The 24,780-nt window shown below is 66.7% G+C and carries 21 protein-coding genes; 6 read left to right on the forward strand and 15 right to left on the reverse strand.

The features are described 5' to 3' along the window. Nucleotides 1-115 precede the first annotated feature (115 nt). The 10 genes from ASF16_RS04070 to ASF16_RS04110 form a co-directional block, all read right to left on the reverse strand. A complete protein-coding gene (locus ASF16_RS04070; RefSeq protein ID WP_056163124.1) occupies nt 116-1,987 on the reverse strand; it encodes a phosphoenolpyruvate carboxykinase (GTP) in 1,872 nt (623 codons plus the stop codon). A 489-nt stretch (nt 1,988-2,476) separates the two neighbouring features. Continuing rightward, on the reverse strand, nt 2,477-3,184 hold the full coding sequence (gene queC, locus ASF16_RS04075) for a 7-cyano-7-deazaguanine synthase QueC (protein WP_056163127.1): 708 nt from the start codon (nt 3,182-3,184) through the stop codon (nt 2,477-2,479). A 104-nt stretch (nt 3,185-3,288) separates the two neighbouring features. Beyond that, nucleotides 3,289-3,438, reverse strand: coding sequence for a hypothetical protein (locus ASF16_RS26515; protein WP_200912360.1), 150 nt, complete (start codon nt 3,436-3,438; stop codon nt 3,289-3,291). A 130-nt stretch (nt 3,439-3,568) separates the two neighbouring features. Beyond that, nucleotides 3,569-4,768 carry a threonine ammonia-lyase gene (locus ASF16_RS04080; protein WP_056163130.1) on the reverse strand — a complete coding sequence of 400 codons (1,200 nt, stop codon included), beginning with the start codon at nt 4,766-4,768 and terminating at the stop codon, nt 3,569-3,571. Between the two features lie 52 nt (nt 4,769-4,820). Next, nucleotides 4,821-6,044, reverse strand: coding sequence for a hypothetical protein (locus tag ASF16_RS04085; protein ID WP_056163133.1), 1,224 nt, complete (start codon nt 6,042-6,044; stop codon nt 4,821-4,823). A gap of 81 nt (nt 6,045-6,125) precedes the next feature. Then, nucleotides 6,126-6,401 carry an H-NS family nucleoid-associated regulatory protein gene (locus ASF16_RS04090; RefSeq protein ID WP_056163136.1) on the reverse strand — a complete coding sequence of 92 codons (276 nt, stop codon included), beginning with the start codon at nt 6,399-6,401 and terminating at the stop codon, nt 6,126-6,128. 180 nt (nt 6,402-6,581) lie between these two features. After that, nucleotides 6,582-7,427, reverse strand: coding sequence for a hypothetical protein (locus ASF16_RS04095; protein ID WP_056163139.1), 846 nt, complete (start codon nt 7,425-7,427; stop codon nt 6,582-6,584). 191 nt (nt 7,428-7,618) lie between these two features. Beyond that, nucleotides 7,619-9,511, reverse strand: coding sequence for a DNA helicase RecQ (gene recQ, locus ASF16_RS04100; RefSeq protein WP_235507253.1), 1,893 nt, complete (start codon nt 9,509-9,511; stop codon nt 7,619-7,621). 267 nt (nt 9,512-9,778) lie between these two features. After that, nucleotides 9,779-10,129, reverse strand: coding sequence for an RNA-binding protein (locus ASF16_RS04105; protein WP_056163143.1), 351 nt, complete (start codon nt 10,127-10,129; stop codon nt 9,779-9,781). A gap of 118 nt (nt 10,130-10,247) precedes the next feature. Beyond that, nucleotides 10,248-10,487, reverse strand: coding sequence for a hypothetical protein (locus tag ASF16_RS04110; RefSeq protein ID WP_200912359.1), 240 nt, complete (start codon nt 10,485-10,487; stop codon nt 10,248-10,250). Between the two features lie 350 nt (nt 10,488-10,837). On the opposite strand from ASF16_RS04110, the gene ASF16_RS04115 reads away from it, so the two are divergent. From ASF16_RS04115 to ASF16_RS04130, 4 genes are all read left to right on the forward strand, one after another. After that, nucleotides 10,838-11,902: a homocysteine S-methyltransferase family protein gene (locus ASF16_RS04115; protein ID WP_056163146.1), complete on the forward strand. Its 1,065-nt coding sequence runs from the start codon at nt 10,838-10,840 to the stop codon at nt 11,900-11,902. Between the two features lie 189 nt (nt 11,903-12,091). Continuing rightward, a complete protein-coding gene (gene ttcA, locus ASF16_RS04120; RefSeq protein ID WP_056163150.1) occupies nt 12,092-13,042 on the forward strand; it encodes a tRNA 2-thiocytidine(32) synthetase TtcA in 951 nt (316 codons plus the stop codon). A 189-nt stretch (nt 13,043-13,231) separates the two neighbouring features. Then, nucleotides 13,232-14,674, forward strand: a complete 1,443-nt coding sequence (yegQ, locus tag ASF16_RS04125; RefSeq protein ID WP_056163154.1) for a tRNA 5-hydroxyuridine modification protein YegQ — start codon at nt 13,232-13,234, stop codon at nt 14,672-14,674. Between the two features lie 156 nt (nt 14,675-14,830). Continuing rightward, complete coding sequence (locus ASF16_RS04130; RefSeq protein ID WP_056163156.1) at nt 14,831-16,204, forward strand: hypothetical protein; 1,374 nt, start codon at nt 14,831-14,833, stop codon at nt 16,202-16,204. Nucleotides 16,205-16,255: 51 nt separating this feature from the next. Here ASF16_RS04130 and ASF16_RS04135 read toward each other — a convergent pair whose 3' ends face one another. Then, on the reverse strand, nt 16,256-16,549 hold the full coding sequence (locus tag ASF16_RS04135; protein WP_056163159.1) for a hypothetical protein: 294 nt from the start codon (nt 16,547-16,549) through the stop codon (nt 16,256-16,258). Further along, nucleotides 16,546-17,124: a hypothetical protein gene (locus ASF16_RS04140; protein ID WP_235507254.1), complete on the reverse strand. Its 579-nt coding sequence runs from the start codon at nt 17,122-17,124 to the stop codon at nt 16,546-16,548. Before ASF16_RS04140 ends, ASF16_RS04135 begins: the two co-directional genes overlap by 4 nt. A 345-nt stretch (nt 17,125-17,469) precedes the next feature. Here ASF16_RS04140 and ASF16_RS04145 point away from each other — a divergent pair, with 345 nt between their 5' ends. Both ASF16_RS04145 and ASF16_RS04150 read left to right on the forward strand, forming a co-directional pair. After that, nucleotides 17,470-18,579, forward strand: coding sequence for a hypothetical protein (locus tag ASF16_RS04145; protein WP_056163165.1), 1,110 nt, complete (start codon nt 17,470-17,472; stop codon nt 18,577-18,579). Between the two features lie 266 nt (nt 18,580-18,845). Next, on the forward strand, nt 18,846-19,673 hold the full coding sequence (locus tag ASF16_RS04150) for an EAL domain-containing protein (protein ID WP_056163168.1): 828 nt from the start codon (nt 18,846-18,848) through the stop codon (nt 19,671-19,673). A 103-nt stretch (nt 19,674-19,776) separates the two neighbouring features. Here ASF16_RS04150 and ASF16_RS04155 read toward each other — a convergent pair whose 3' ends face one another. The 3 genes from ASF16_RS04155 to ASF16_RS04165 all read right to left on the reverse strand — a co-directional run bounded on the left by ASF16_RS04155 (nt 19,777) and on the right by ASF16_RS04165 (nt 24,737). Then, the gene (locus tag ASF16_RS04155) at nt 19,777-21,174 is read right to left on the reverse strand and encodes an MFS transporter (RefSeq protein ID WP_056163170.1); all 1,398 of its coding nucleotides are present in this window, start codon (nt 21,172-21,174) and stop codon (nt 19,777-19,779) included. Continuing rightward, nucleotides 21,174-22,835 carry a class I adenylate-forming enzyme family protein gene (locus ASF16_RS04160; protein WP_056163173.1) on the reverse strand — a complete coding sequence of 554 codons (1,662 nt, stop codon included), beginning with the start codon at nt 22,833-22,835 and terminating at the stop codon, nt 21,174-21,176. The genes ASF16_RS04155 and ASF16_RS04160 overlap by 1 nt, the downstream gene beginning before the upstream one ends. A 579-nt stretch (nt 22,836-23,414) precedes the next feature. Then, nucleotides 23,415-24,737 carry a Glu/Leu/Phe/Val dehydrogenase gene (locus ASF16_RS04165; RefSeq protein ID WP_056163176.1) on the reverse strand — a complete coding sequence of 441 codons (1,323 nt, stop codon included), beginning with the start codon at nt 24,735-24,737 and terminating at the stop codon, nt 23,415-23,417. Nucleotides 24,738-24,780 lie beyond the last annotated feature (43 nt).

The following is a 24,780-nucleotide window of genomic DNA, read 5'->3' on the forward strand; positions in this document are numbered from 1 at the left end:
TGGCACGGCATCGGCCATAGGTCGAAGGCAGGCATTAAAAAACCGCCCGGTCATCAGACGGGGCGGTTCTTCTTGGTCGTGGGGATGGGCCGACCTTACGGTCCAACCCAAAGCGTCAGGCAGCCAAGCGCTTTTCCAATGCTGCCTTGGTATCGAGCAGTGCCTTGGGCAGGTGGTACGCCAGCTGTTCGAAGTGCGCATCGTGCAGCTTGAACTCTTCTGCCCACGCGGCCTTGTCGATGCGGGTCACGGCCTCGAACTGCTGGGCGTTGAAGTCGATGCCCGTCCAGTTGATCTCTGCGTACTGGGGAGCCACGCCGAACATCGTCTCCGTTCCCTGGGCGGTGCCTTCCAGGCGGTCGATCATCCACTTGAGCACGCGCATGTTGTCGCCGTAGCCGGGCCAGACGAACTTGCCGGCCTCGTCCTTGCGGAACCAGTTCACGCAGAAGACCTTGGGCAGCGCCTTGCCGGTGGCGGCGATCTTGCCTTCCATGTCGAGCCAGTGCTGGAAGTAGTCGCTCATGTTGTAGCCGCAGAATGGCAGCATGGCGAACGGGTCGCGGCGCACCACGCCCTGGGCGCCGAAGGCGGCGGCGGTGGTTTCCGAGCCCATGGTCGCGGCCATGTACACGCCTTCCGTCCAGGTGCGGGCTTCGGTCACCAGGGGCACGGTGGTCGAGCGGCGGCCGCCGAAGATGAACGCGTCGATCGCCACACCGTTGGCGTCGTCCCACTGCGCATCGAGCGCGGGGTTGTTGGCGGCAGCCACGGTGAAGCGCGAGTTGGGGTGAGCGGCCTTCGCGCCGGTTTCCTTGGCGATCTGGGGCGTCCAGTCCTTGCCTTGCCAGTCGATCAGGTGGTCGGGCAGCTTGCCGGTGTCCTTTTCCATGCCTTCCCACCACACGTCGCCGTCGTCCGTCAGGGCCACGTTGGTGAAGATCACGTCCCGGCCCAGCGACAGCATGCAGTTGGGGTTGGTGTGCATGTTGGTGCCGGGGGCCACGCCGAAGTAGCCGGCTTCGGGGTTGATGGCGACCATCTTGCCGTCGGCGTTGGGCTTGATCCAGGCGATGTCGTCACCGATGGTGGTGATCTTCCAGCCGGCAAAGCCGGCCTCGGGCGGCACCAGCATCGAGAAATTGGTCTTGCCACAGGCACTGGGGAAGGCCGCTGCCACGTGGTACTTCTTGCCAGCGGGGTTGGTCACGCCCAGGATGAGCATGTGCTCGGCCAGCCAGCCCTGATCGCGGCCCATGGTCGATGCGATGCGCAGGGCCAGGCACTTCTTGCCCAGCAGCGCGTTGCCGCCGTAGCCCGAGCCGTACGACCAGATCTCGCGCGTCTCGGGATAGTGGACGATGTACTTGACCTTCGGGTTGCAGGGCCAGCTCGTGGTGTCCTTCTCGCCATCGGCCAGGGGGGCGCCCACGGTGTGCATGCAGGGCACGAACTCGCCTTCCACGCCCAGCACGTCGTACACGGCCTTGCCCATGCGGGTCATCAGGCGCTGGTTCACGGCCACGTAGGCGCTGTCGGTCAGCTCCACGCCGATGTGGGCGATGTGGCTACCCAGCGGGCCCATGCTGAAAGGCACCACGTACATGGTGCGGCCCTTCATGCAGCCGTCGAACAGGGGCTGCAGCGTGGCGCGCATCTCGGCGGGCGCCATCCAGTTGTTGGTGGGGCCGGCGTCTTCCTTGGCGGCCGAGCAGATGTAGGTGCGGTCTTCCACGCGGGCCACGTCCGACGGGTCGGACCAGGCCAGGAAGCTGTCGGGGCGCTTGGCGGGGTTGAGCTTCTTGAAGGTGCCGGCGTCGACCAGCTGCTGGCACAGGCGGTCGTACTCTTCCTTCGTGCCATCGCACCAGTAGATGCTTTCGGGCTTGCACAGGGCGGCCATGTCGGCCACCCAGGCGAGCAGCCGGGCGTTCTTGACGTACGTGGGGGCGTTGAGATTCAGGCCCTGCATGGTGGGTGCGTTCATCGGGAGCTTCCTAAGTTAAAAAACAGTTTTTTCAAAGGAAGCGAACCGAGGGGTACGCGAAAAGGCCTGGCGCAGGTGCGATGCTGAGCGCTGCCTTTGAAAAAACGGCTTTCGTGCTCAGTCGGCGGGCGGGCGCAGGGGTCAGCCCCACGGTGTGGCGGCTATTCCACGGAGTCCGCGGGTCGGCTGGGATGTCAATTTTATGAATCTGCTGCCGACTTGTCTGTCAGACTCGCCCCAAAATTATGCAAAAGATGCATGAGGTTATGTGGGGTTGAGGGTGGCATGGCGACCCGTTTGAGCAGCGGCACTGCCCTCCGAAACCGGCGCGCCCTGAGACCCGTGCACCCGTGGAACTGGCTCCGCCAGGCCACCGGGTGCGTCCCCCTTCAGGGGCTGAGGCCTGCGGCTCCAAGCCTGCCTGCGCAGGCTTGGACAGGCCGAAGAGGCCGCGAGTCTGGCGCGCGCTACCGAGGCGCCGCAGGCGACTCAGGGGGTTTTCCTGCCCTTCCAGCGCTCGTACCCGGCCTTGCGCAATTCGCAGGCGGGGCAGGTGCCGCAGCCATGGCCCCAGGCATGCAGCGTGCCGCGCACGCCGTGGTAGCAGGTGTGCGACTCCTGGATGATCAGGTCCACCAGCGCGTCGCCGCCCAGGGTGCGGGCCAGCTCCCAGGTGTCGGCCTTGTCCAGCCACATGAGCGGCGTGTCGAAAGTGAAGCGTTGCCCCATGCCCAGCGACACGGCCACCTGCAGGGCCTTGAGCGTGTCGTCGCGGCAGTCGGGGTAGCCCGAAAAATCGGTCTCGCACATGCCGCCCACCAGCGTGTGCAGGCCACGCCGGTAGCCCACTGCGGCCGCCAGGTTGAAGAACAGCAGGTTGCGGCCGGGCACGAAGGTGTTGGGCAGGCCGGCGGCAGTCATCTGGATCTCGGTGTCGCTGGTCAGCGCGGTGTCGCTGATGCGGCCCAGCACCGCCAGGTCGAGCATGTGGTCCTCGCCCAGCCGCTCGCGCCACTGCGGAAAACGCTCGCGCATCTGCGCCAGCACCGTCTGGCGCGCCTGCAGTTCCACATGGTGGCGCTGACCGTAGTCGAAGCCGATGGTCTCCACATGGGCGAAGTGCGTGAGCGCCCAGGCCAGGCAGGTGGTGGAGTCCTGGCCACCGGAGAAAAGAACGAGGGCGTGTCCGGGTCGCATGGCAAGGCTCCTGGCGTGGGGTGGGGCGATGAGGGCAGGGGGGAAGGCTTGGCGTGGGCAAAAAAAAGCCCCGCAGCGCGGGGCTTTTTATGGTGCCCGGTGGCTCAGGCCATGTACACGGCGATGAAGGCCAGCAGGAAGATCAGCACGCCGCCCACCACAGGCAGCACGACCGGGGCCACGTGGACCACGTTCTCCACGGGGTCGTGGGGGTGGGATTCGGCGGGGGCGTGTGCAGTGTTGTGTTCGGACATGGGGCGGCTCCAGATGCTTAAAACTTGCGCAATTCTAGCCGCGAGCGGCGCACTCTCCAAACGGCAGTACCGGTTCGCCGCGCCGCAGACGATCACGCCAGCGCAAACCCTGCCCATCGCCGGCCGGTTCTCAGATCAGCGCCGCCTCCATGCCCGCCTCGCGCAGGCGGCCCAGCACGTCGTCGATGTGCGTCTTGCCCCGGGTCTGCAGCACCAGTTCGATCTCCACGTTCTGCGCCGCCAGCATGGTGAAGGCGCGCTGGTGGTGCACCTCTTCGATGTTGGCGCCCGCGTCGGCCACGGTGGCCGTGATGCGCGCCAGCACGCCGGGCACGTCGCGCGCGCTGACCTTGATGCGGGCCAGGCGGCCGGACCGTACCATGCCGCGCTCGATGATCGCGGCCAGCAGCAGCGGGTCGATGTTGCCGCCGCACAGCACCAGGCCCACGCGCTTGCCCTTGAAGCGCTCGGGGTAGCGCAACAATGCGGCCAAGCCCGCAGCGCCCGCGCCTTCGACCAGGGTCTTCTCGATCTCCAGCAGCATCAGCACGGCCTGCTCGATGTCGCCCTCATCCACCAGCACCAGGTCGTCCACCAGGCGCTTGACGATCTCCTGCGTGATCTTGCCGGGCGTGCCCACGGCGATGCCTTCGGCGATGGTCGAGGTGCCCTGCGGGTGGCGGGTGCCCTGGACCGCATTCACCATGGCCGGAAAGCGCGTGGTCTGCACGCCCACGATCTCGATGCCGGGCTGGATGGCCTTGGCCGCCGTCGCCACGCCCGAGATCAGCCCGCCGCCGCCCACCGCGATCACCAGCGTGTCCAGGTCGGGCACGGCCTGCAGCATCTCCAGGCCCAGCGTGCCCTGGCCGGCCGCCACGCCTTCATCGTCGTAGGGGTGCACGAAGGTCAGCCCCTGCGCATCGGCCAGCGCATAGGCATGGGCGCGGGCTTCTTCCAGCGTATCGCCATGCAGCACGACCTCGGCGCCGAAGCCGCGGGTGCGCTCCACCTTCACGCCGGGCGTGAAGCGCGGCATCACGATCACGGCGCGCAGACCCAGGCGCTGTGCGTGGTAGGCCACGCCCTGCGCGTGGTTGCCGGCGCTCATGGCCACCACGCCGCGGGCGCGCTCTTCGTCGGACAGCAGCGTGAGCCGGTTGCACGCACCGCGCTCCTTGAAGGACGCCGTGAACTGCAGGTTCTCGAACTTGAGGAACACCTGCGCCCCCACGATCTGCGAGAGCGTCTTGGACTCCACGCAAGGGGTATCGAGCACATGGCCCTGCAGGCGGGTGGCGGCGTCGCGGATGTCTTGGAGGGTCAGCATGGCGCCATTGTGGCGCAGTGCGTGGGGCGGTGGCCGCAGGGCACCGGCTGCCTCACACGTTGACCGCATCCATGCTGGTGGCCCTGGCCCGCAGCCTCGCCATGCACCCCGCATCCGGGAACTCGACCACCTCATACCGCGGCAGCACATACGGCAGCCGCTTGGCACCGGAACCTGAGATTTCCAAAAAGTCCGCCATGGTGACGATCAGCGGATCCTCGCCTTCCTCTTCACTCAGCAGGACCAGATCCGCCGTGGGCAGCCAGGTGTGGACGTCCCGGGGCAGTACGGCGTAGCTGATGAGCTGCCCATCTGCAGACCTTTCCACCAGCGTGTGCGTGGCAACGAACACATCCGTGCCCGCCTGCTCCTGCGCGATGTCCATCGCCTGCTTCTGCTCGGCGTAGCCGCTGGCCAGAAGCTCGCGCTGCAAACGCCCCAGCGCCCGCCCCGGCTCGCCGGGTGGCGTCCACGGAGCCCAGGTTTTGTCGGTCAGCACGAACATGTCGGCAGACAACGGCCGGGATTCCTCGAAGAGGATACGGCGGGCCTGGCCGACCATTTCGATCAAGGCGGCTTCGTTGTCTGCGCCGCACACCAGCAGGCAACTGCGGTTGGGCACCATGGCCACGGGCTGTGCGCCGACCGGCAACTGCCAGATCAGCTCGTGCACCAGGATGCGTGCGGCATCGTAGTAGTCGCCGTAGTGCGACGCGAACAGCCCGCGGCTGACCTCATGGAATGCTGGCGCGGCCTGGTGGCGAAGGTTGTCGACGGCGACCTGAAGCACGTCGTCGAAGGTCTTGTTCCAACGCTTCAACACATCGTCGCCAATCTGCTTGATGTTCAGCTCGCTGTCGATGGCCAAGGCAATGCCCAGGTCGTCCGACAAGGGGCAGTAGGACATGATGTCCGTCAGGGCCTTCTCGTCGGCGGCCTCGATGCGCATGAGGTCCACGCCCGAGAGGTTTCGCAGCACCGGCAGCAGACGGCCTTGGACCTCTTCGTACACATCCTCCGAACTGCCGGCGGACACCATGCCCCGCACGAAGCGGTCCAGCTGCTGCCGCCTCATCGCCGGGTCGGCACGGCGATAGTCTGCGTAGATGTTGTGCAGGTTGATCAGCAGCCCGCCGGACTGCTGGATCTGGAATTTTTCCCGCTCCAGCGTGAAGGTGTGCTCGGGCCAGGCGCGTCGCAGTGCATCGAGCACCATGTCGGCAAAATTTTCCGCAGTGGGCGGGCGGTGAAAGATATTCTTGAGAAAGGTGAGCACGGCGGCTGGCGGTGGGAGTGGCAATAGAGGCGCCTGGCGGCATGCCAGGCGCCGATGCATCGGCTGACGCTCCGCAGCGTGCTAGCGGATCACGAACTGCTCGCGGTCCTTGCCGGCGATCCACTTCGGCGGCTTTCCGCGGCCAGTCCAGGTGGCGCCGGTCTGGGGGTCGTGGTACTTGGCGGGCACTTTCTTGGTATCGGGTGTCCACGGAAACACCTGCTGCGCCGTGAAGTCGAATTCCTTGATCAGGTGCTTCACGGTCTCCAGCGCAGCTGCCCCTTCGGCCTTGCGCGCTTTGCTGATCTGTTCATCAAGGTGGCGCTTTTGCGCCAGGAGTTCTGCGTAGGTAGTCATCGAACGAATGGGTTTCGGTTGGGATGGTCTTTGAAAAGCCCAGCGGTGGGCCACGGCGCTGTCGAAGGCACCTACCGCAGATTGTGCCGTTGCGCCGGGCGCTCCACACCCCATGTCCATGACTTTTGGTCGCCGCGGTGCGGGTGGCCTGAGCGGCGCCCGTACCGAAGATGCCCGTGTTTACTGGGGCAGACCGAACCGGGAGAGGTGCTCGATGTGCTGCAGCAGGGCAGAAGCGTCGCCCGTGCGCAGCTCCGCGTCCTTGTAGAGCAGGCCGGTACCCACACCCTTGGGCGTGGTCAGGCGGCGGATGTACAGCGACTGCTGGGAGCTGCTGGCAGACCCCACCGAGTAGCCTTCGCCTTCATTCACGCTGTAGACGAAGACGTAGGAGCGTACGAGCTGGTTGCTGGAATTGATCTTAACGCACACCACATTGCCGCTCAGCGCGCCACGCACCTGTTGCTCACAACCAAAAGTCTGGGCGGTGTTGGACATCAGGCCGTTGCCGTTGGCGGTCGGAGCAAGGCTGGTGTTGAACTCCACCAGGTCCGACTGCAGGCCTTCGCTACCGATCGAGTTCAGCGTCCAGAAGCCGCGCAGGCTTTCCGCCACCGCGCCGTAGCCAAAGTTGAAGCGGGAAATCGCCACTTCGGGCTCGTTCGGGAATGTGATGAACCCGGTGGTGCCGGTTGTGAAACGCACGGACACATTGCCCGCGCTTCCCGTCGCGGTGCCGGAGCGGGCGCCACTGCCAAAGAAGCGGCCGCCGCTGTATTTGTTCAAAGGTGCGGTCACCTTGTTGTCGACCACATCGCCCACCGCCAGGTAGAACGTGGGCTGGCCGCTGCTCTCATACGCGTACATCTGCATCACCAAAGTGGTGTTCTGCACGTCGATCCCGAAGCCTCGGCCGGGTTTGCCATCCATCTCCGACGTCACGATCCACGTGCCGGCTTGGGGAGAAAAAGCATGCACGAGGCCTGCGCCCATCAGTGCGGCCACTGCCAGAATTTTCTTGAACATCCGCGTCTTTCTCATTGGTTGTTGAACCTCCCTGTGAGGCGAGAGAGGTTATAGCCGATCAAGCCCCGTAGGAACCTGCGATTTCGCAAGCTGCAGCCGCATGCCATGCTCGTGTGTGAGAGCGACAGAAGTACGGTTCCCCTGGCTGGTCAGAAACATCAGGAACGCATCCGACACGCGTCCGGCACGCATCAGGCGTTCGTGCACACCCTCAACACCTCGGCCCCGTAGGCATCGAGCTTCTTCGCACCCATGCCGCTGATGCCCTGCAGGTCGTCCAGCGTGGTCGGGTTGCGCTCGGCAATTGCCGCCAGCGTGGCGTCGTGAAAGATCACGTACGCCGGCAGGTTGTGCTCGCGCGCCACTTCGGCGCGCCAGGACTTGAGGTTGATGAAGCGCACCTGGGCGTCCGGGCCCAGGTTGGCTGCGGCGGCCGGGGGGGCGCTGCCCTTGCGGGTGCGCTTGGCCGGTGCGGACGAGACCGATTCGCGCAGCTGCACCGGCACCTCGCCTTTGAGCACGCCGCGCGAGCCCTCGGTAAGGCACAGGGTGTCAAAGCTGTGGCCGCTGTCCAGCATGACCTTCTGCAGGCCCAAAGCGCCGGTAGCGATCAGCTGGCGCAGCACACCGCGCAGCTGGGGCTCGGTCAGGTCGGCGCCGATGCCGAAGGTGGAGATCTTCTCGTGTCCGAACTGCGCGACCTTCTCGGTCTTCTTGCCGCGCAGGATGTCCATGATGTGCCCGGTGCCAAAGCTGATCCCGCTAGCCTGGTTCACGCGGTAGATGGTGGACAGCAGCTTGCGCGCGGCATCGGTCGCATCCCACACTGCGGGCGGGCTGATGCAGTTGTCGCAGTTGCCGCACGGCGTGGAGGCTTCGCCGAAGTAGGCCAGCAGCCGCACGCGGCGGCAGTCGGTGGCCTCGGCCAGTGCCAGCAGCGCGTCGAGCTTGCCGCGCAGCGCCTGCTTGAACTCCTCGCCCGCGGGGCTCTCGTCGATCATGCGGCGCTGGTTGACCACGTCGTTCAGGCCGTAGGCCATCCAGGCATCGGCGTTCAGGCCGTCGCGGCCCGCGCGGCCGGTCTCCTGGTAGTAGCCCTCGATGTTCTTGGGCATGTCCACGTGCGCCACGAAGCGCACGTCGGGCTTGTCGATACCCATGCCAAACGCGATGGTGGCGACCATCACGATGCCCTCTTCGCGCAGGAAGCGGTCCTGGTTCTTCTGGCGCACCTTGGTGTCCAGCCCCGCGTGGTAGGGCAGGGCGTTGACGCCCGCGTCGCTCAGCGTGGCCGCCAGCTCTTCCACGCGCTTTCTGGACTGGCAGTACACCACGCCGGCCTCGCCCGCATGCTCGCGCTCGATGAAGCGCAGCAGCTGCGTGGTGACGTCCTTTTTTTCCTCGATGCGGTAGCGGATGTTGGGCCGGTCGAAGCTGCTGATGAACAGCCGCGCGTCTTCCAGCTGCAGCCGCTCGATGATGTCGGCGCGCGTGAGGTCGTCGGCCGTGGCCGTGAGCGCGATGCGCGGCACGCCCGCATAGCGCTCGTGCAGCACCGTGAGCGCCCGGTACTCGGGGCGGAAGTCGTGGCCCCACTGGCTCACGCAGTGCGCCTCGTCGATGGCAAACAAGCTCAGCACGCCCTGCTGGTACAGGTCGTCCAGCAGACCGAGGAAGCGCGGCGTGTTCAGCCGTTCGGGCGCGGCATACAGCAGCGTGATGGCGCCCGTCTGCAGGCGAAACTCCACGTCCTGCGCTTCGTCGTAGCTCAGCGTGGAGTTGAGGAACGCCGCCTCCACGCCCGCCTCGTGCAGCGCGCCCACTTGGTCGTGCATCAGCGCGATCAGTGGCGAGATCACGATGGTCACCCCGCGCCCCTGCTGCTGGCGCACGATGGCCGGCACCTGGTAGCACAGGCTCTTGCCGCCCCCGGTGGGCATCAGCACCAGCGCATCGCCCCCGCCGATCACATGCTCGACGATGGCCTGCTGCGGGCCGCGGAACTGCTCGTAGCCGAAGACGTCCTGCAGGACGGTGTGGGCGGGGGATGCGGAGGGGGCGGAGGACAGGCGGGAGGACGACAACGGATACTCTGAATTTGATAGCTGCCAGCGCTTGCCTGGCAAGCGGTAGAGGCCAATTGGATCAATATTTCGCGGCAGGCGCGCCCGCAGGCGAAGGGGCTATTGTGCGCCGGGCACCGCGTACGTCCCCACAGCCGGCATCAGGACCGCCGCGGCCAAGCCCCGCAAGGGCCCCGGCCGCGGCACAGCGGCTGGCGGGGCGCCGTGGCCGGGGCGAAAAAAAACCGGCTCCACAGAGCCGGTTTTCAGGACACGGGAAGACCCGGTTCAGTAGCGGCCGCCGCCGAAGCCGCCATTGCCGTAGCCCACGTCCGAGCGCTTGCCGGCGTTGTAGCCTGCGTCGCTGTAGCCACCCGAGCTGCGGTTGTCTTCGCGTGGGCGGGCCAGGTTCACGACGATGGAGCGGCCGTCGACCGACATGCCGTGCAGCGCGGTGATGGCGGCCTGGGCGACTTCGGCGTTGGCCATTTCGACAAAGCCGAAGCCCTTGGAGCGGCCGGTTTCGCGGTCCATCATGACCTTGGCGGAAGACACGCCGCCGAACTCGGCGAAGTTGCTTTCCAGGCTGGAATCGGTCACGGAGTAGGGCAGGTTGCCCACATAGATCTTGGTGCTCATGGGAGAGTCTTTCTAAAGGATGGCGCGCAGCGAAGGGCGTACCGTTGGGGTGGGTGTGCGGACCGGGAGGAGCCCGCAACCACGGGGGAGGCGGATGGAATCTGCAGCGTGCAGACCATCAGCACATCGGAGGGTGCGGCATGCACGCCTGCAGCCAGCCCTGGGTGACTGCGAACAGCCGGGCGGCTTCGCGCGATGCAAAGACCTTGTCAAAACGGAACACGCGGCAGTAGCTGCCCTTGCTCTCTGAACGATGGACCGAGAAAGAGGCGCGGAAGCGGCCGCAGTCGGTCGGGTGTGTCGCGGGCGAAACGACGTACTTGCCCATGGAAATGGCGGTCTGTGAAATCTGGTTCATTCAATATCGCAGGCGGAACATTGGCCTGCGTGAGCATCAAGGGGCTCGGCGGGCTGCAGCTCTAGCAGGCCCACTGGGGCGACACATGTCGCACAACGCACCTGCAGTGGCAAAGACGTGTTGCTAGCGGTCTTTGAGCAGGCGTTGCTGCGGCGGCGCGGCTCGGAAGCCGTGACTGCAGCAAGGCAAATTATATCCCATTGGAATTTAAAAGTCGATCAATATTCTTGGCGGTTCTAAAACGCCAGTGTGCCGCCCTGTCAGTAGGCCCCTCACCGCCGTCAGCACTTGGCATACGCAAACAGCCCTGCATGCGGCCTGCAGGCCCCGGCTTTCTACAATACGGGGCTATGCAAGCCCTTCACTACACCCGCGCCGCGCAGCTGCCCGACATCCTTGCCCAACGCATCGTCATCCTCGACGGCGCCATGGGCACCATGATCCAGCGCTTCAAGCTGGGCGAGGCGCAGTACCGGGGCGAGGGCTACAGCGGCCCCGGCGGGGCGGGCGACCGGTTCACAGACTTTGCGTACGACGTCAAGGGCAACAACGAGCTGCTCTCGCTCACCCGGCCCGACGTGATCAGCGACATCCACGAGCGGTACCTCGCCGCCGGCGCCGACCTCATCGAGACCAACACCTTCGGCGCGACCACCATCGCGCAGGACGACTACCACATGGCCGGGCTGGCGCGCGAGATGAACCTGCGCTCCGCCCAGCTCGCCCGCGCCGCCTGCGACAAGTACAGCACGCCCGACAAGCCCCGTTTCGTGGCCGGCGCCCTGGGCCCCACGCCCAAGACGGCCAGCATCAGCCCTGACGTGAACGACCCGGGCGCGCGCAATGTCGACTTCGAGCAGCTGCGCGCCGCGTACTACGAGCAGACCGAGGCGCTGGTCGAGGGCGGCTCCGACGTGCTGCTGGTCGAGACGATCTTCGACACGCTCAACGCCAAGGCCGCGCTGTTCGCCATCGACGAGTACTTCGAGAACAGCGGCCAGCGCCTGCCGCTCATCATCAGCGGCACGGTCACCGACGCGTCGGGCCGCATCCTGAGCGGCCAGACCGTGACCGCCTTCTGGCACAGCGTGCGCCATTCGCGCCCGCTGGCCATCGGCCTGAACTGCGCCCTGGGCGCTACGCTGATGCGCCCCTACATCCAGGAGCTCAACCGCGTGGCCGAGGACACCTTCATCAGCTGCTACCCCAACGCCGGCCTGCCCAACCCCATGAGCGACACCGGCTTCGACGAAACCCCCGAGATCACCAGCCGCCTGGTGCACGAGTTCGCGGCCGAGGGGCTGGTCAACATCCTGGGCGGCTGCTGCGGCACCACGCCGGACCACATCGGCGCCATCGCCAAGGCGGTGGAGACCGTGCCCACGCGCAAGATGTTCTACCCCGCCGAAGCCTGATTTTTGGATGAAATAGGCTGCTACCGCTTGTTCATCCAGCGGCAGCAGCTATAAAAAAAGTAGCAACTGATAAGTGCTGCCGTGCGGTAGCGCATTGCCGGGCGACCGACTCTGCGGCACATTCAACAGGCTCTGACGCCTTCGGCTGAACTTTGTCTTCCCTTGCCCCACACCCCGGCCTGCTTTTCCATGTCCGAACCCGCCACCCTCCTTGAAACGCCTGCGGTCCCCAGCGCAGAAGACAGTGCAGCCGCCGCCGAGAAAGCCGCCGCCCACGCCGCGCTCAAGCTCGAAAAGCGCCTGGTCCGCCAGGTCGCCCAGGCCATCGGCGACTTCGGCCTCATCGAAGACGGCGACAAAGTCATGGTGTGCGTCTCCGGCGGCAAGGACAGCTACGCGATGCTCGACGTGCTGCGCATGCTGCAGCAGCGCAACGGCCACAAGTTCGAGCTGATCGCCGTCAACCTCGACCAGAAGCAGCCCGGCTTCCCGGCACACGTACTGCCCGAATATTTGACGCAGGTCGGCGTGCCCTTTCACATCGAAACGCAGGACACCTACAGCGTCGTCAAGGAGCACATCCCCGAAGGCAAGACCATGTGCAGCCTGTGCAGCCGCCTGCGCCGGGGCATCCTGTACCGCGTGGCCGACGAACTGGGGTGCACCAAGATCGCGCTCGGCCACCACCGCGACGACATGCTGCAGACGTTCTTTTTGAACATGTTCTTCGGCGGCAAGCTCAAGGGCATGCCGCCCAAGGTGCAGAGCGACCGCGGCGACCACCTCATCATCCGCCCGCTGGCCTATGTGGCCGAAGACGACCTCAGCCGCTGGGCGGACATCCGCGCCTTCCCCATCATCCCGTGCACGCTGTGCGGCAGCCAGGAGAACCTGCAGCGCAAGCAGATCGGCCAGATGCTGCGCGACTGGCAGCAGCTGTACCCCGGCCGCATAGAGAACATGGCCGTGGCCCTGCGCAACCTGGTGCCGTCGCACTTCATGGACCCGCGCCAGTTCGACTTCAAGGGCATGGTGCCCAATGGCGTGCAGGATGCCGATGGCGACAAGGCGTTCGACCCGCCAGAGTTTCCGGCGCAGGCTGTGGGCACGCTGGCGGGCCTGTCGGTGATGCCGCGCTGACCCCTTCCCGATGCACTCCATCGCCATGGCTTTATCGACAGCGTTCGCATCCCCTTCACCGTTCGGGCTGAGCTTGTCGAAGCCGGGGCCCAGCCTTCGACAGGCTCAGGCCGAACGGGTGGGGTGTGAACTGGCAAATCCGCACCCGTCCGTCCTCATCCGCCCTCACCACGCATCCAGAGGCACCCCATGACCCCCCTCCTCAAAGCCCCCGAACTCCTCCTGCCCGCCGGCTCGCTCGACAAGATGCGCGCCGCCTACGACTTTGGCGCCGACGCCGTGTACGCCGGCCAGCCGCGCTACTCCCTGCGCGCGCGCAACAACGAGTTCAAGCTTGAGCAGATCCGCCAAGGCATCAGCGAGGCCCATGCGCGCGGCAAGAAGTTCTTCGTCACCAGCAACCTCATTGCGCACAACGACAAGATCCGCACCTACCTGCGCGACATCGAGCCCGTGATCGACTGCCGGCCCGACGCCCTCATCATGGCCGACGCGGGCCTGATCATGATGGTCAAGGAGAAGTGGCCCGAGCAGGTGGTGCACCTCTCGGTGCAGGCCAACACCACCAACTGGGCGGCGGTGAAGTTCTGGCAGAAGATGGGCGTGGAGCGCGTCATCCTCTCGCGCGAACTCAGCCTCGACGAGATCGAGAAAGTCCGCCAGGAATGCCCCGACATGGAGCTGGAGGTCTTCGTGCACGGCGCGCTGTGCATCGCGTACTCGGGCCGCTGCCTGCTCAGCGGCTATTTCAACCACCGCGACCCCAACCAGGGTACCTGCACCAACGCCTGCCGCTGGAACTACGCCACCCACGACGCCGACATCGACGCCACCACGGGCGAAGCCATCGCCCAGAAGATGGAGGGCGACTTCAACTTCGAGGCCGCGCAGCAGAAGGCCGAACAGGCATTTGCATCGACCACCGGCAACGGCGAGCGCCACCCCAAGGCCGACAAGGTCTACCTCATCGAAGAAGCCGGCCGCCCCGGGCAGATGATGCCCATCATGGAAGACGAGCACGGCACGTACATCATGAACAGCAGGGACCTGCGCGCCGTGGAGCACGTGGCGCGCCTGGCGCAGATCGGCGTCGATTCGCTCAAGATCGAGGGCCGCACCAAGAGCCTGTACTACGTGGCCCGCACCGCCCAGGTCTACCGCCGCGCCATCGACGACGCCGTGGCCGGCCGCCCGTTCAACCCCGAGCTGCTCATCGAGCTCGAAGGCCTGTCCAACCGCGGCTACACCGGCGGCCTGCTGGAGCGCCGCCCCAGCAACGACTATCAGAACTACATCAACGGCCACTCGGCCACGCAGCGCAGCCAGTTCGTGGGCGAAGTGCTGGGCGCCGAGGGCCTGGCTGCAGCGGGCCTGAGCGGTGACTGGGTGCAGGTCGAAACCAAGAACCACTTTGCCGTGGGCGACCTGCTGGAGGTGGTGCACCCGAGCGGCAACCTCACGCTGCGGCTCGAGCAGATGCGCAACGTGGACGGCCAGAGCATCGCCGTGGCGCAGGGCAACCCGGTGCGTGTGTGGATACCGCTGCCTGCGCGCTACGCAGGCGCGCTGCTGGCGCGGGTGGTCGAGGCGCAGCCGCCGGCTGCAGCGCCGGAGCCTGCATTGGCAGTCTGACGCGGGGCGCGCCACCCCATCCGTTCACGCTGAGCCTGTCGAAGCGCCGCGCGAAGTTTCGATACGCTCAGCCCGAACGGATGTTTCAAGTGCGGCAATGTTGATCAGTCAGTTGTATCGGTCCATTGGATCAGTCAGTCACGAGGGCGTGGGCACATGAAGACGATTTCTGATGGCCTGCACCGCCTTCGCTGGGCCGCTGCGGCGGCGGCAATCATGCTGGCGGGTGGCAGCGCAGGGGCGCAGACCCCCACCGTTGCGCCTGCCAAAGCACGCTACGTGCAAGGCTCCTGGGTCAACCTGCGTGACGCCGCCCAGCCCCAGGCCCGCGTGGTGGCCCAGGTGCCCGCCAACACGGCGCTGGAGCAGCTGACCGAGCGCGACGGCTGGTGCGCCGTGCTGTACCGCGGCGACCCGCGCCTGGGCGCTGCGCTGGCGGCGCCGGTGCAAGCCCATGTGTCGTGCCAGCTGCTGGTCGACCAGCCCCTCACACTGTCCCAGGCGGGCAAAGACGCTGCCCGCGCCTTCTGGGTGGCACCGTCGCCCAACCGCCTGCGGGCCTACGGCAACGCCCTGCCACGCCCCGCATCGCTGCAGATCGCGGCGCTGGCCAAAACCCATGCGCTGGACGCACCGGTGGTGTACCCCCAGCGCCCCGAATGGGACGCGGCCAAAAAGTTGATGCGCACCGGCGTGCTGCTGCGGCCCGAGCAGGAAATCGACCGGGGCGCGCCCGTCAACCCGCTCGCCGATGTCAAGCTCGCCACCCGCGCGGTGGACAACCTGCCGGCCGTAGCGCCCCTGGCCACACGGCCGGTACTGCCCGCCATCGCCCCGTCGTACTTTCGCCGCCACGACGGCGTGGCCTTGCTGCACGAGACCGATGCCGACGGCCTGGCCGCCGTGGCCGGCACCCGCATCAGCGTCATTCCCACCGGCACACCCGTGGGCCGTTTTGCCCGCCACAGCGGGCCCGAGATCGAGTACGTCACGGGCTTCTGGGACGTGGGCACCGCAGACCAGGCATTCGCCCCGCCACTCACCGTGTACGCCATCGCCCAGCAGGGCCTGGTGGGCGCGCACGCCGTGCGCAAGCGCATGTGGGACATCAGCAACGACGCCCACTACTGCGGCGGCCACTACCCCGGCCGCGCGTTCAACGACCCCGGCGAAGAAGCCCAGCCCGTGCGCGGCTACGCCAAACTGTCCGACACCGCCGACGTGCTGGCCCGCCTGGTCTTGCCTGGCAAGCTGCCGCCTGAGGCTGTAAAGGTGCGCTCCACGCGCTACGCCACGAGCTGGACGATGCCCGCCGACCCGCCCATCCGCGACAAGCCCCAGCGCAAGAACACCGCCGTGACAGTGCACGAGATCGACCTGGACCGCGACGGCGTGGCGGACATCCTGCGCATCGACATACCCGCGCCGGGCAGCATGAGCTATGAGCCGGTCTTTGAATGGCGGTGGTACCTGAACATCAACGGGCAGTGGTTCAGGGCGGGGTATTGGGTGGATCAGGAGTGCACGTGAGGTTGCGTTTGGAAACCGGGTCGCTCAACCCGCCAGCGGCACCCTGGGCCACTACTGCTCGGCAACCGGCGATGTAGCGGTGGCTGTTGCAGCGGAAAACTGTTGAACGAAGTTTTCCCCGAACATCTTGTCTACTTTGGCAATTGCTTCGATGGCCAGCGCAGTGTCAAAAGACTTTCCAGCGAGAACCGCCAGAGCTTGGTTGTGCAGTGCGTAGGCTAGGTGTGCCGCCGCCCGAACCGATGGGTCACCGTCGGCAGTGGGCCCGAGTTGCCCAGCCAGCAACATCCTGAGCTCGAACACGGCAAATGCAAGGATCTTGTGGTGGTCTGGAGAAGGGTTCATGACGTCTGCTTTCTGCGTGAAGGTAACGGACGAATTCCTGGCTGCCGCAACAACGCCGCCAGCACCAGCGCCTCCGCCACCACCTCCATTGCCTCTTCCAAAGTAGCCAACAACTCCGGCAGCCACGCCCCGTGCGGCTGCACATTCGGCCACTGGTCCACCCCAATCGCCAAAAGCCCGACCGCAAAACCGGCCCACAGCCAGCCACGGGTACTGCGGTGCGACAACGCCCCGTGCAGCCACGCCAGCGTGGCTACGCCCACCACGGCCACCGCGAGCATCGGCGCCTCGCGCACCACACCCCACCGGCACGCATCCAGCCACTCGTGGCAGCGAAACTTCCAAAGCTCGTGCAGCATGAATTGTTCGTCCAGCGCCAGCGCGCCGAAGGCCAGCGTGAGACACACACCCAGCCGCCACGGCAGGCAGCGCTCGGCGGTCAGTCGCATCGCGGTGATGCACAGCGTGAGCAGCAGTGCGCTCGACAGCCACGATGCGGGTGAGGTGTCGGAGCGGAAGGCGCGCTCCCAGCCGGGCGCAAAGAGCCAGGCGCTGAGCAGCAGGAAGGCCAGCACCGCGCCCAGCAGCGCAGGCGCAACCCACGGGTGGGGCGCTGGGCTGAAGGCCTGGGAAGTGTGCGGTGCGATGGGGCGCGGGGACATGGCGGTTGGATGCTGAGGGCTGCCACCAACAATGTGTTGGGCAGAGCAGGCACAGCGGATTCTGAAGCAAAAATGTGCTGTACCGCGCTCTGGTTGAGCGCTAGGCGCTATACATTCAATAGCTGAATGCCTTGGAAGAGTGGACGCCGGCTGATCGGATGCGGTGGTGGCAGGTTGCGCGGCAGCCGTGGGTCACCGCCCACCCTGGTCATGCGATTGGAATCACTACAAAATCCACCATCCCCCCGCCCCCTTGCCATGGCCCTCCCCATCGACCCCTCCCGCAGCGCGCTCCCGCCCGTGGCCCAGTTCCTGGCCGAGGCGGCGCTGCAGCGGCAGACATCGCTGCTGGGGCTGGACAAGGCGCCGGCGGTGCATGCTCCGGCCGGCGCTGACCCGGCCGCGCCGCCTCCCACTGCGGGCTCGCCCCCGTCGCCCACCAGCCCACTGCCCCTGCCAGCCGACAAGGCCAGCATCTCGGCGCAGGCGCGCGAGCAGCTGGGGGCGGGCTTCGACCCCCGGCGCCCTGGGGCCGATGCTGCGCAGGGCGGTACCAGAACCGGTGGCGTACCGCTGCGCATGCCTGTGCCTCCACCATTGCCCACAGGGGCGCCCGCGGTGGCAGCGCCTAGTGCTGGGGCGGCGTCGGCCACTTCCAGCGCTGCCTGGCCGGCCACCGGCCTCGGTGCGCCGCTGATGCGCATGGTCAGCGCACTGGTGCAGCAGGTCACGGCCGGCAGTGGTGCGCCGCAGCGTGTGGTGTCCGCACAGCCCTGGCCGGTGGGTCTGGCGCAGGCGCTGGAGAACGGTTCCATCGACCCGGAGCAGCCTCCGCTGCAGACGTGGCTGGTGCGCCAGGGCTCGGCCCAGACGCCCGAGGGGCCGCGCGGCTTTGCGCTCACGCTGCGCGTGCCGGTGCCCTGGCTGGCCGCGCAGGCAGCCCCCTCCGCAGCCACCGCGGCCGCCGCTCTGCCCGCGGGCGCCCTGCAGGTGCCGTTTGCGGGCGGGGGCCAGGCGCTGCAGTCGGGAGTGATTGCACTGGTGCTGCAGGGCGCCGACGCTGCTACGCCCCGCACCAGCGCGCTGCTGGTGCTGGACTTTCAGCCCCAGCTGGCCGCCACGGTGTATGGCCGCGACATGCTGGCGCAGCAACAGGCCGGTCGCCTGGACCCATGGACGCAGATGGCCGTGCTGCAGGCCAGCGGCCAGGTGCCGCGGGAGGAAGACCGGGCGCGCAATGGTGCGTCGGGTTTGTGCGAGACGGCGGGCTGCCCCTATGCAGCCCGGTCCGAATGCTTGCAGCCGTTTTGCCTGGCGATGCGGGGCGTGGTGCCGGCCGAGCCGGTGGGGCCGGCACCCACGGCGTAGGGCGTCTGTGGGCTAGCCGCACGGGGCCGGTGCGGCTGGTGTGTCGACCGGCTGCGGGGCAAAGTTGCGTATGACTGCGGCGGCAACGGCTGCAAGCCTGCGGAATCGCATTGGCAGCGCTGCCTCTCAGCAGCTCCTCAGCAGCTCCTCAGCAGCCCCTTAGCCGCCTCGGTTGTCTCAGCTGTCCTACGGCCGCGGGTCTCCAAAGAGCGCACCCTTCTGGTGGATGGCTGCATAATTTTGCAGATCGAACGGACCTTTGAGCAATGCACGCAATTCCTCCCGCCCACGTCGTCAATGCTGCGTTTCCCGTCGATTTCGTTCCGCTGGCGGGCACGCCGCAGGACTGCGAAGCGTGCGGCAAGGGCGAGGGGCTGGGGTTTCAGTTCGACTTCGCGTACCAGCCCATCGTGGACGTGGAGCGGCGCGAGGTCTATGCCCACGAGGCCCTGGTGCGCGGCCCGGGCGGCGAGGGCGCGATGACGGTGCTGTCGCAGGTGAACGACCGCAACCGCTACCGGTTCGACCAGGCCTGCCGGGTCAAGGCGATCAAGGGCGCTGCCCGGCTGGGAATCGCGCAGCCGGTGTCCATCAATTTTCTGCCCAACGCCATCTACCGGCCCGAGGTCTGCATCCGCACCACGCTGGAGGCAGCGCGGGCGCACGGCTTTCCGCTCGAGCAGATCATCTTCGAGGTGACCGAGGGAGAGCGTGTCGAAGACGGCCCGTGGTTTGCGAGCATCCTGCGCGAGTACAAGCGCTGCGGATTTCGCACCGCCATCGACGACTTCGGTGCCGGCTATGCGGGCATGAAGCTGCTGTCGGATTTTCAGCCCGACATCATCAAGATCGACATGGACCTGATCCGCAACGTCGACACCAACCGCGCGCGCCAAGCCATCGTGCGCAGCCTGGTGCGCCTGTGCGAAGAGATGCACATCCAGGTGATTGCGGAAGGCATCGAAACCCCTGGTGAGCGCGACTTCCTGGCCGACACCGGCATCCGCCTGATGCAGGGCTACCTGTTCGCCAGGCCGGCCTATCGCGCGGTGGCTGCGCTGAACGCGTCAGCGTTCGACAGGCCGCGCCAGTAATTCAGGCGCTGACCCCGGGTGCCGCTGCCGCACTGCAGACCGGGCGTTGCGCGGTCTGCAGTGGGGGCGACGCAATGGCGCAGAAGCTCAGTGGTCCAGTGGCTCAGGACGTGCCCATGCGCGACAGGATGCCTGCATGCCGCGCGCGGGTGATCGGGTAGGCCACCAGCAGCGGAATCGCCAGCACCAGGCACACCGCCGGCAGCACGCCGGTCATCAGGGTGATGCCCTGCAGCGCACTGGCCGACTGCGCCACGTTGGGCACGTAGCCCGTCACGTCCAGCATGCCCGCCACCATCACCGTGGCCAGCGTGCGCGCCAGCTTGTCCATCAGGCCGTACAGCCCGTAGTACATGCCCGTCTGGCGTTCGCCGGCCTGCATGTGGCCGTGGTCGATGGTGTCGGGCACCATGGCAAAGGGCACGATCCAGTGCGCACCCATGCCGATGCCGATGACGACCAGGATCCCGGTGACCATGCGCTGGTCGCCCGGCCCCACCCAGTAGAGCGCCACCAAGCCGCCAGCGCACAGCACCAGGCCCAGCACGTACGCCCAGTTCTTCTCCCAGCGGTCGACCACGTACTTCCACCCGAACAGCGACAGGCCCACCACGCCGAGCAGCGTGCCCATGTAGCGCGGCAGGTCGCCCTTGTCGCCCTGCAGCTGGTAGATCACGAAGTATGCGAGCGAGGCCTGCACCAGCGTGAGGCCCAGGCGCACCAGGGTCGCGGCGCTCATCAGCAGCAGGAAGGGGCGGTTGCGCAGCGTGGTGCGCAGGGTCTCGCGCACGCTGTCCCACATGGGCCGCGCGTCGGCGGGGGCGTCGGTCTGCGCGGTGGGTGCGGCGCTGCCCTGGGGCTCGCGCACGCGCCAGGCCACCACGGCCACGGCCACACCGGCGATCAGGCCGAAGCATGAGCCCGCCAGCGCATAGCCCGTGCGCGCGTCGGGTGCGGCCCGCACCAGGATCGGCATGAACACGCTGCCCGCAAAAAAGCCGATCAGCGCGCCCATCGATGCATAGGCCGTGAGGCTGGTGCGCTCGTCGTAGTCGGTGGTCATGTTCGCGGCCATGGCCTGGTAGGGCAACTGCACCAGCGTCATGAGCGTGTCGAACACCGTGTACGTGATGGCGATCCACAGGAACGCAGCCACGGGCGACAGCCCTGGCGGCACCATCCACACCGCAGCCGCGGCAATGCCCAGCGGGATTGCGCCATAGATGAGGTAGACGCGGTGGCGGCCCCAGCGCGAGCGCGTGCGGTCGGTCACCCAGCCGAACAGCGGGTCGTTGACGGTGTCCCACACCTTGCCCACCAGCAGCGCCGCGCCGGCCACGGCGGGCGCGACCAGGGCCACGTCGGTGTAGAAGATCATGAGCATGAAATTCATCGCCGCGATCAGCATCTGCAGGCCGACGTTGCCGACCGCGTAGCTGAGCTTGGTGCCCAGGGTCAGGGGCGATGGCGTGGCGGTACCCGGTACGTTGCTGGGGTGCATCACGGTGCCACCGCCGGGATGGACGCGGGCACTGCGGCGGACGTGGTTGCAGGGGCGGCTGCGGCGCGCGGCGGTGCGGCTTCGAGCATCAGCCGCACTTCGCGGCGCAGCATCTTGTTCAGGAAGCTGCGCGGAATCTCCTCGACGATGCGCACATCGTCAGGCTGCAGATGCGCGGGCAGCTGCTGCACCAGGTACTGCGCGATCTCGCCTTCCAGCGTGCGCCAGTCGTGCTCCTTGCGCCAGCTCTGGCGCAGGCTCAGCACCAGCACGGCCTGCGCACCATGCTGCACCAGGCAGGCCTCCTTGACCGAGGGGTGGGTGTGCGCCACCTCTTCCACTTCGCGCGGGTTGAGCAATTGGCCGTTGCGCGAGACACGGTCCGCGCTGCGTCCCAGCACGTGCAGGTAACCCGCCTTGTCGAAATACCCCAGGTCGCCCATCACCACCCAGCCGTCTCGCAGGGTCTCGCTGGTCTTCTCGGGGTCGAGCCAGTAGCCGTCGAAGCGCACGGGTGTCAGCACGGTGATCAGGCCCATCTCGCCCTGCGGCAGCGGCTTGAAGTCGTCGCTGCGGATGACCACCTGCACGCCCGGCATGACGCGGCCCACGGTGGAGAGCACCTCCAGCCCCAGCGGGTTGCCCTGGGCATCCACGTGTTCGTGCGGCAGCAGCCAGGTGATGGGCGGCAGCGCCTCCAGGCAACCGTAGCCCTGCTGGAAGATCGGCCCGAAGCGGCGGATGGCCTCGGCGATCTTGGGGGCGGGCGTCATCTCGGAGCCGTATGGCACATGGGTCAGCGACGACAGGTCGTACTGGTCCAGCGTAGGCTCGTCAAGCAGGTCAATGATGGCCGAGGGCGAGAGGAACGCGCGCGATACGCGGTGCTTCTGGATCAGTCCGGCCAGCGTGGTGGCGCTGAAGTCCTCGGGCATCACCAGCGCTGCGCCCGACAGCAGCGTGGGCAGCACCAGGCCCGAGCCCGGCCCCGTGAGCGGCAGGCCCAGCATGTTCACATCCGGCCCCCCCACGGGCGGCGTGAAGTTGATCGAGCGCGAAATGAAGCGCACGCTGTCCAGGTACTTGCGGTTGCTGTAGCCGATGGACTTGGGCAGCCCGGTGGTGCCCGACGTCATGTGCAGCGCAAAGATGTCGTCCTCGTGCACCTCGGCCGTGCCACGCGCGGGCGTGGTCTGGGCCAGGGCCTTTTCGTACTCTTCACCGATGGCCAGCGTGCGCAGGCCCGGCAGCTTCTCGCGCACGGCCTGCAGGATGGGGGCGCTCAGCAGCGGGTCATGGATGAACACCGTGGGCTTGACGCGGCCCATGGTGGTCAGCGCCGCATCGGCCGGCAGGTGCTTGTGAAAGCTGGCAAAGATGGTGCCGTTCTCGAACGTGGCCAGCCGCACCTCGTACTGCTCGCCGGTCTCGGGCAGCAGGGTGAACACCACGTCGCCTTTTTTCACGCCCTGCGCCTGCATCCAGGCCTGCAGCCGGTGCACGCGGTCCTGCAGCTGTGCATAGGTCAGCGTGCCGCGCCGGTCGATGAGCGCAGGCTTGTCCGGGTTCCGAAGGTAGGCCAGGCGGGCCACGGCGCGCGCGGTGCGCAGGCGGTTGAGCATGAAGCGCGCTACAAAGCTGCGCAATGAAGGTAAGGCCACCAGAATCTCCCGAAAATCGCATGAACTAAGCAAGGAAGTTTTTCACGGCTTACCGTTTCAAGAGATGACCATTTGTATGTGCACGTATCCATTGGTTTCGGATTCGCCTGTGCGGCGCGTTTGCCTTGTTGAACGGTTTGCATCGACCCCCCACACCGTCGCCACCGCGCAACAGCAGGGCACTGAGCCCTTGTTCGGGGTCCATCAAAGCCAGCGATAAACGCTGCTTCAAAGCACTCCGCGGTCAGTTCTTTGGATGCATCGAACCCAGCATCAAAGACCAGCAAAGTTACAAATACGCCACTGCAACCGCACACCGACGACCATCAGTCCGCAGCCGCAGCATCGCCGCGGTTTGCGGTTCCGCCCGCCAAGTAAAACGCATAAAAAAACCGCCAGCACCGGATCACGGCACTGGCGGTTTTCTCAAGTCCAGCCCCCGAATAAGGGACCGGGCAATTTCAACTCACACCGCCCCACCACAGGGCGCGCCCCACACCAGGGCCACCGTGGAACTGGCTTCGCCAGGCCACTGGTGGCGTCCCCCTCGGGGGGAAGCGGCGCAGCCGCTCAGGGGGGTCAAGGGTAAAGTCCACGCATCTCGCGCGCATGCAGGATGCGCTGGCAGGCCACGATGAAGGTGGCGGTGCGCAGGCTCACCTTGTGCTCTTGCGACACCTGCCAGATGCCCGCAAAGGCCTCCTGCATGATGCGCACTAGGCGGGCGTTGATTTCGTCCTCGCTCCAGAAGAAGCTGGAGAAGTCCTGCACCCATTCGAAGTAGCTCACCGTCACGCCACCGGCGTTGGCGATCACGTCGGGCAGCACCAGCACGCCCTTGTCGTGCAGGATGTCGTCGGCCTCGGTGGTCGTGGGGCCGTTGGCGCCTTCGATCACGAGCTTGGCCTTGATCTGGCCCGCGTTGTCCTTGGTGATCTGGCCTTCCAGGGCCGCAGGGATCAGGATCTCGCAATCCACACCCCAGAACTCCTCGGGCTTCATCACGTCGGCGCCGGCAAAGCCGCCCACGCCGCCACGGGTCTTCACGTGGGCCAGCAGGGCGGGCACGTCCAGGCCGTTGCCATTGAAGATGGTGCCGGTGTGGTCCTGCACGGCCACCACCTTGGCGCCGGCTTCGGCAAACAGCTTGGCGGCAATGCCGCCCACGTTGCCAAAGCCCTGCACCGCCACGCGGGCGCCGCTGAGCGCCAGGCCCGTCAGCTTGGCCGCTTCGACACCCACGGTGTACACGCCGCGGCCGGTGGCCTCCACGCGGCCGAGCGAGCCGCCCAGGTCCACGGGCTTGCCGGTGACCACGCCGGTGGCGGTGGCGCCGGTGTTCATCGAATACGTGTCCATCATCCAGGCCATGATCTGGCCGTTGGTGTTCACGTCGGGTGCCGGGATGTCCTTGGAGGGGCCGATCAGCAGGCCGATCTCGCTGGTGTAGCGGCGCGTCAGGCGCTCCAGCTCACCCATCGACAGCTTCTTGGGGTCCACGCGGATGCCGCCCTTGGCACCGCCGTAGGGCACGTTCACCGCGGCGTTCTTGACCGACATCCAGGCCGACAGGGCCATCACTTCGGACAGCGTCACGTCCTGGTGAAAACGCACGCCGCCCTTGCCGGGGCCGCGGCTCAGGTTGTGCTGCACGCGGTAGCCTTCGTAGTGGGCGATGGTGCCGTTGTCGAGTTCGATCGGCACGTCCACGATCAGGATGCGCTTGGGGCGCTTGAGCGTTTCCACCCAGCGCGCCAGGTTGCCCAGGTAGGGGGTGACGCGGTCGACCTGCTGCAGGTAGTTGCCCCACGGGCCGAGGTGGTCGGCTTGCAGGTACGAAGGCACGCTGTGGACGACGGCGCCCGCAGCGGTGGTGGCAGGGGCGCCGGAAGATGAAGACATGGTGAGTTCCTTGTGGGATCGATCAGTTCAGGCTGCGAAGCTT

It is taken from the genome of Acidovorax sp. Leaf78, from assembly GCF_001422735.1.
Classification (GTDB): Bacteria; Pseudomonadota; Gammaproteobacteria; order Burkholderiales; family Burkholderiaceae_C; genus Acidovorax.

What these genes read in the sequence shown, in the direction of transcription:
- ASF16_RS04145 (WP_056163165.1), top strand. Translation starts at nt 17,470, where the DNA reads ATGGCCCTCCCCATCGACCCCTCCCGCAGCGCGCTCCCGCCCGTGGCC.
- queC (WP_056163127.1), bottom strand. Translation starts at nt 3,184, where the DNA reads ATGCGACCCGGACACGCCCTCGTTCTTTTCTCCGGTGGCCAGGACTCC.
- ASF16_RS04130 (WP_056163156.1), top strand. Translation starts at nt 14,831, where the DNA reads ATGAAGACGATTTCTGATGGCCTGCACCGCCTTCGCTGGGCCGCTGCG.
- ASF16_RS04090 (WP_056163136.1), bottom strand. Translation starts at nt 6,401, where the DNA reads ATGACTACCTACGCAGAACTCCTGGCGCAAAAGCGCCACCTTGATGAA.
- yegQ (WP_056163154.1), top strand. Translation starts at nt 13,232, where the DNA reads ATGACCCCCCTCCTCAAAGCCCCCGAACTCCTCCTGCCCGCCGGCTCG.
- ASF16_RS04110 (WP_200912359.1), bottom strand. Translation starts at nt 10,487, where the DNA reads ATGAACCAGATTTCACAGACCGCCATTTCCATGGGCAAGTACGTCGTT.
- ASF16_RS04080 (WP_056163130.1), bottom strand. Translation starts at nt 4,768, where the DNA reads ATGCTGACCCTCCAAGACATCCGCGACGCCGCCACCCGCCTGCAGGGC.
- ASF16_RS04165 (WP_056163176.1), bottom strand. Translation starts at nt 24,737, where the DNA reads ATGTCTTCATCTTCCGGCGCCCCTGCCACCACCGCTGCGGGCGCCGTC.
- ASF16_RS04135 (WP_056163159.1), bottom strand. Translation starts at nt 16,549, where the DNA reads ATGAACCCTTCTCCAGACCACCACAAGATCCTTGCATTTGCCGTGTTC.
- ASF16_RS04095 (WP_056163139.1), bottom strand. Translation starts at nt 7,427, where the DNA reads ATGTTCAAGAAAATTCTGGCAGTGGCCGCACTGATGGGCGCAGGCCTC.
- ASF16_RS04150 (WP_056163168.1), top strand. Translation starts at nt 18,846, where the DNA reads ATGCACGCAATTCCTCCCGCCCACGTCGTCAATGCTGCGTTTCCCGTC.
- ttcA (WP_056163150.1), top strand. Translation starts at nt 12,092, where the DNA reads ATGTCCGAACCCGCCACCCTCCTTGAAACGCCTGCGGTCCCCAGCGCA.
- ASF16_RS04155 (WP_056163170.1), bottom strand. Translation starts at nt 21,174, where the DNA reads ATGCACCCCAGCAACGTACCGGGTACCGCCACGCCATCGCCCCTGACC.
- ASF16_RS04115 (WP_056163146.1), top strand. Translation starts at nt 10,838, where the DNA reads ATGCAAGCCCTTCACTACACCCGCGCCGCGCAGCTGCCCGACATCCTT.
- ASF16_RS04070 (WP_056163124.1), bottom strand. Translation starts at nt 1,987, where the DNA reads ATGAACGCACCCACCATGCAGGGCCTGAATCTCAACGCCCCCACGTAC.
- ASF16_RS04105 (WP_056163143.1), bottom strand. Translation starts at nt 10,129, where the DNA reads ATGAGCACCAAGATCTATGTGGGCAACCTGCCCTACTCCGTGACCGAT.
- ASF16_RS26515 (WP_200912360.1), bottom strand. Translation starts at nt 3,438, where the DNA reads ATGTCCGAACACAACACTGCACACGCCCCCGCCGAATCCCACCCCCAC.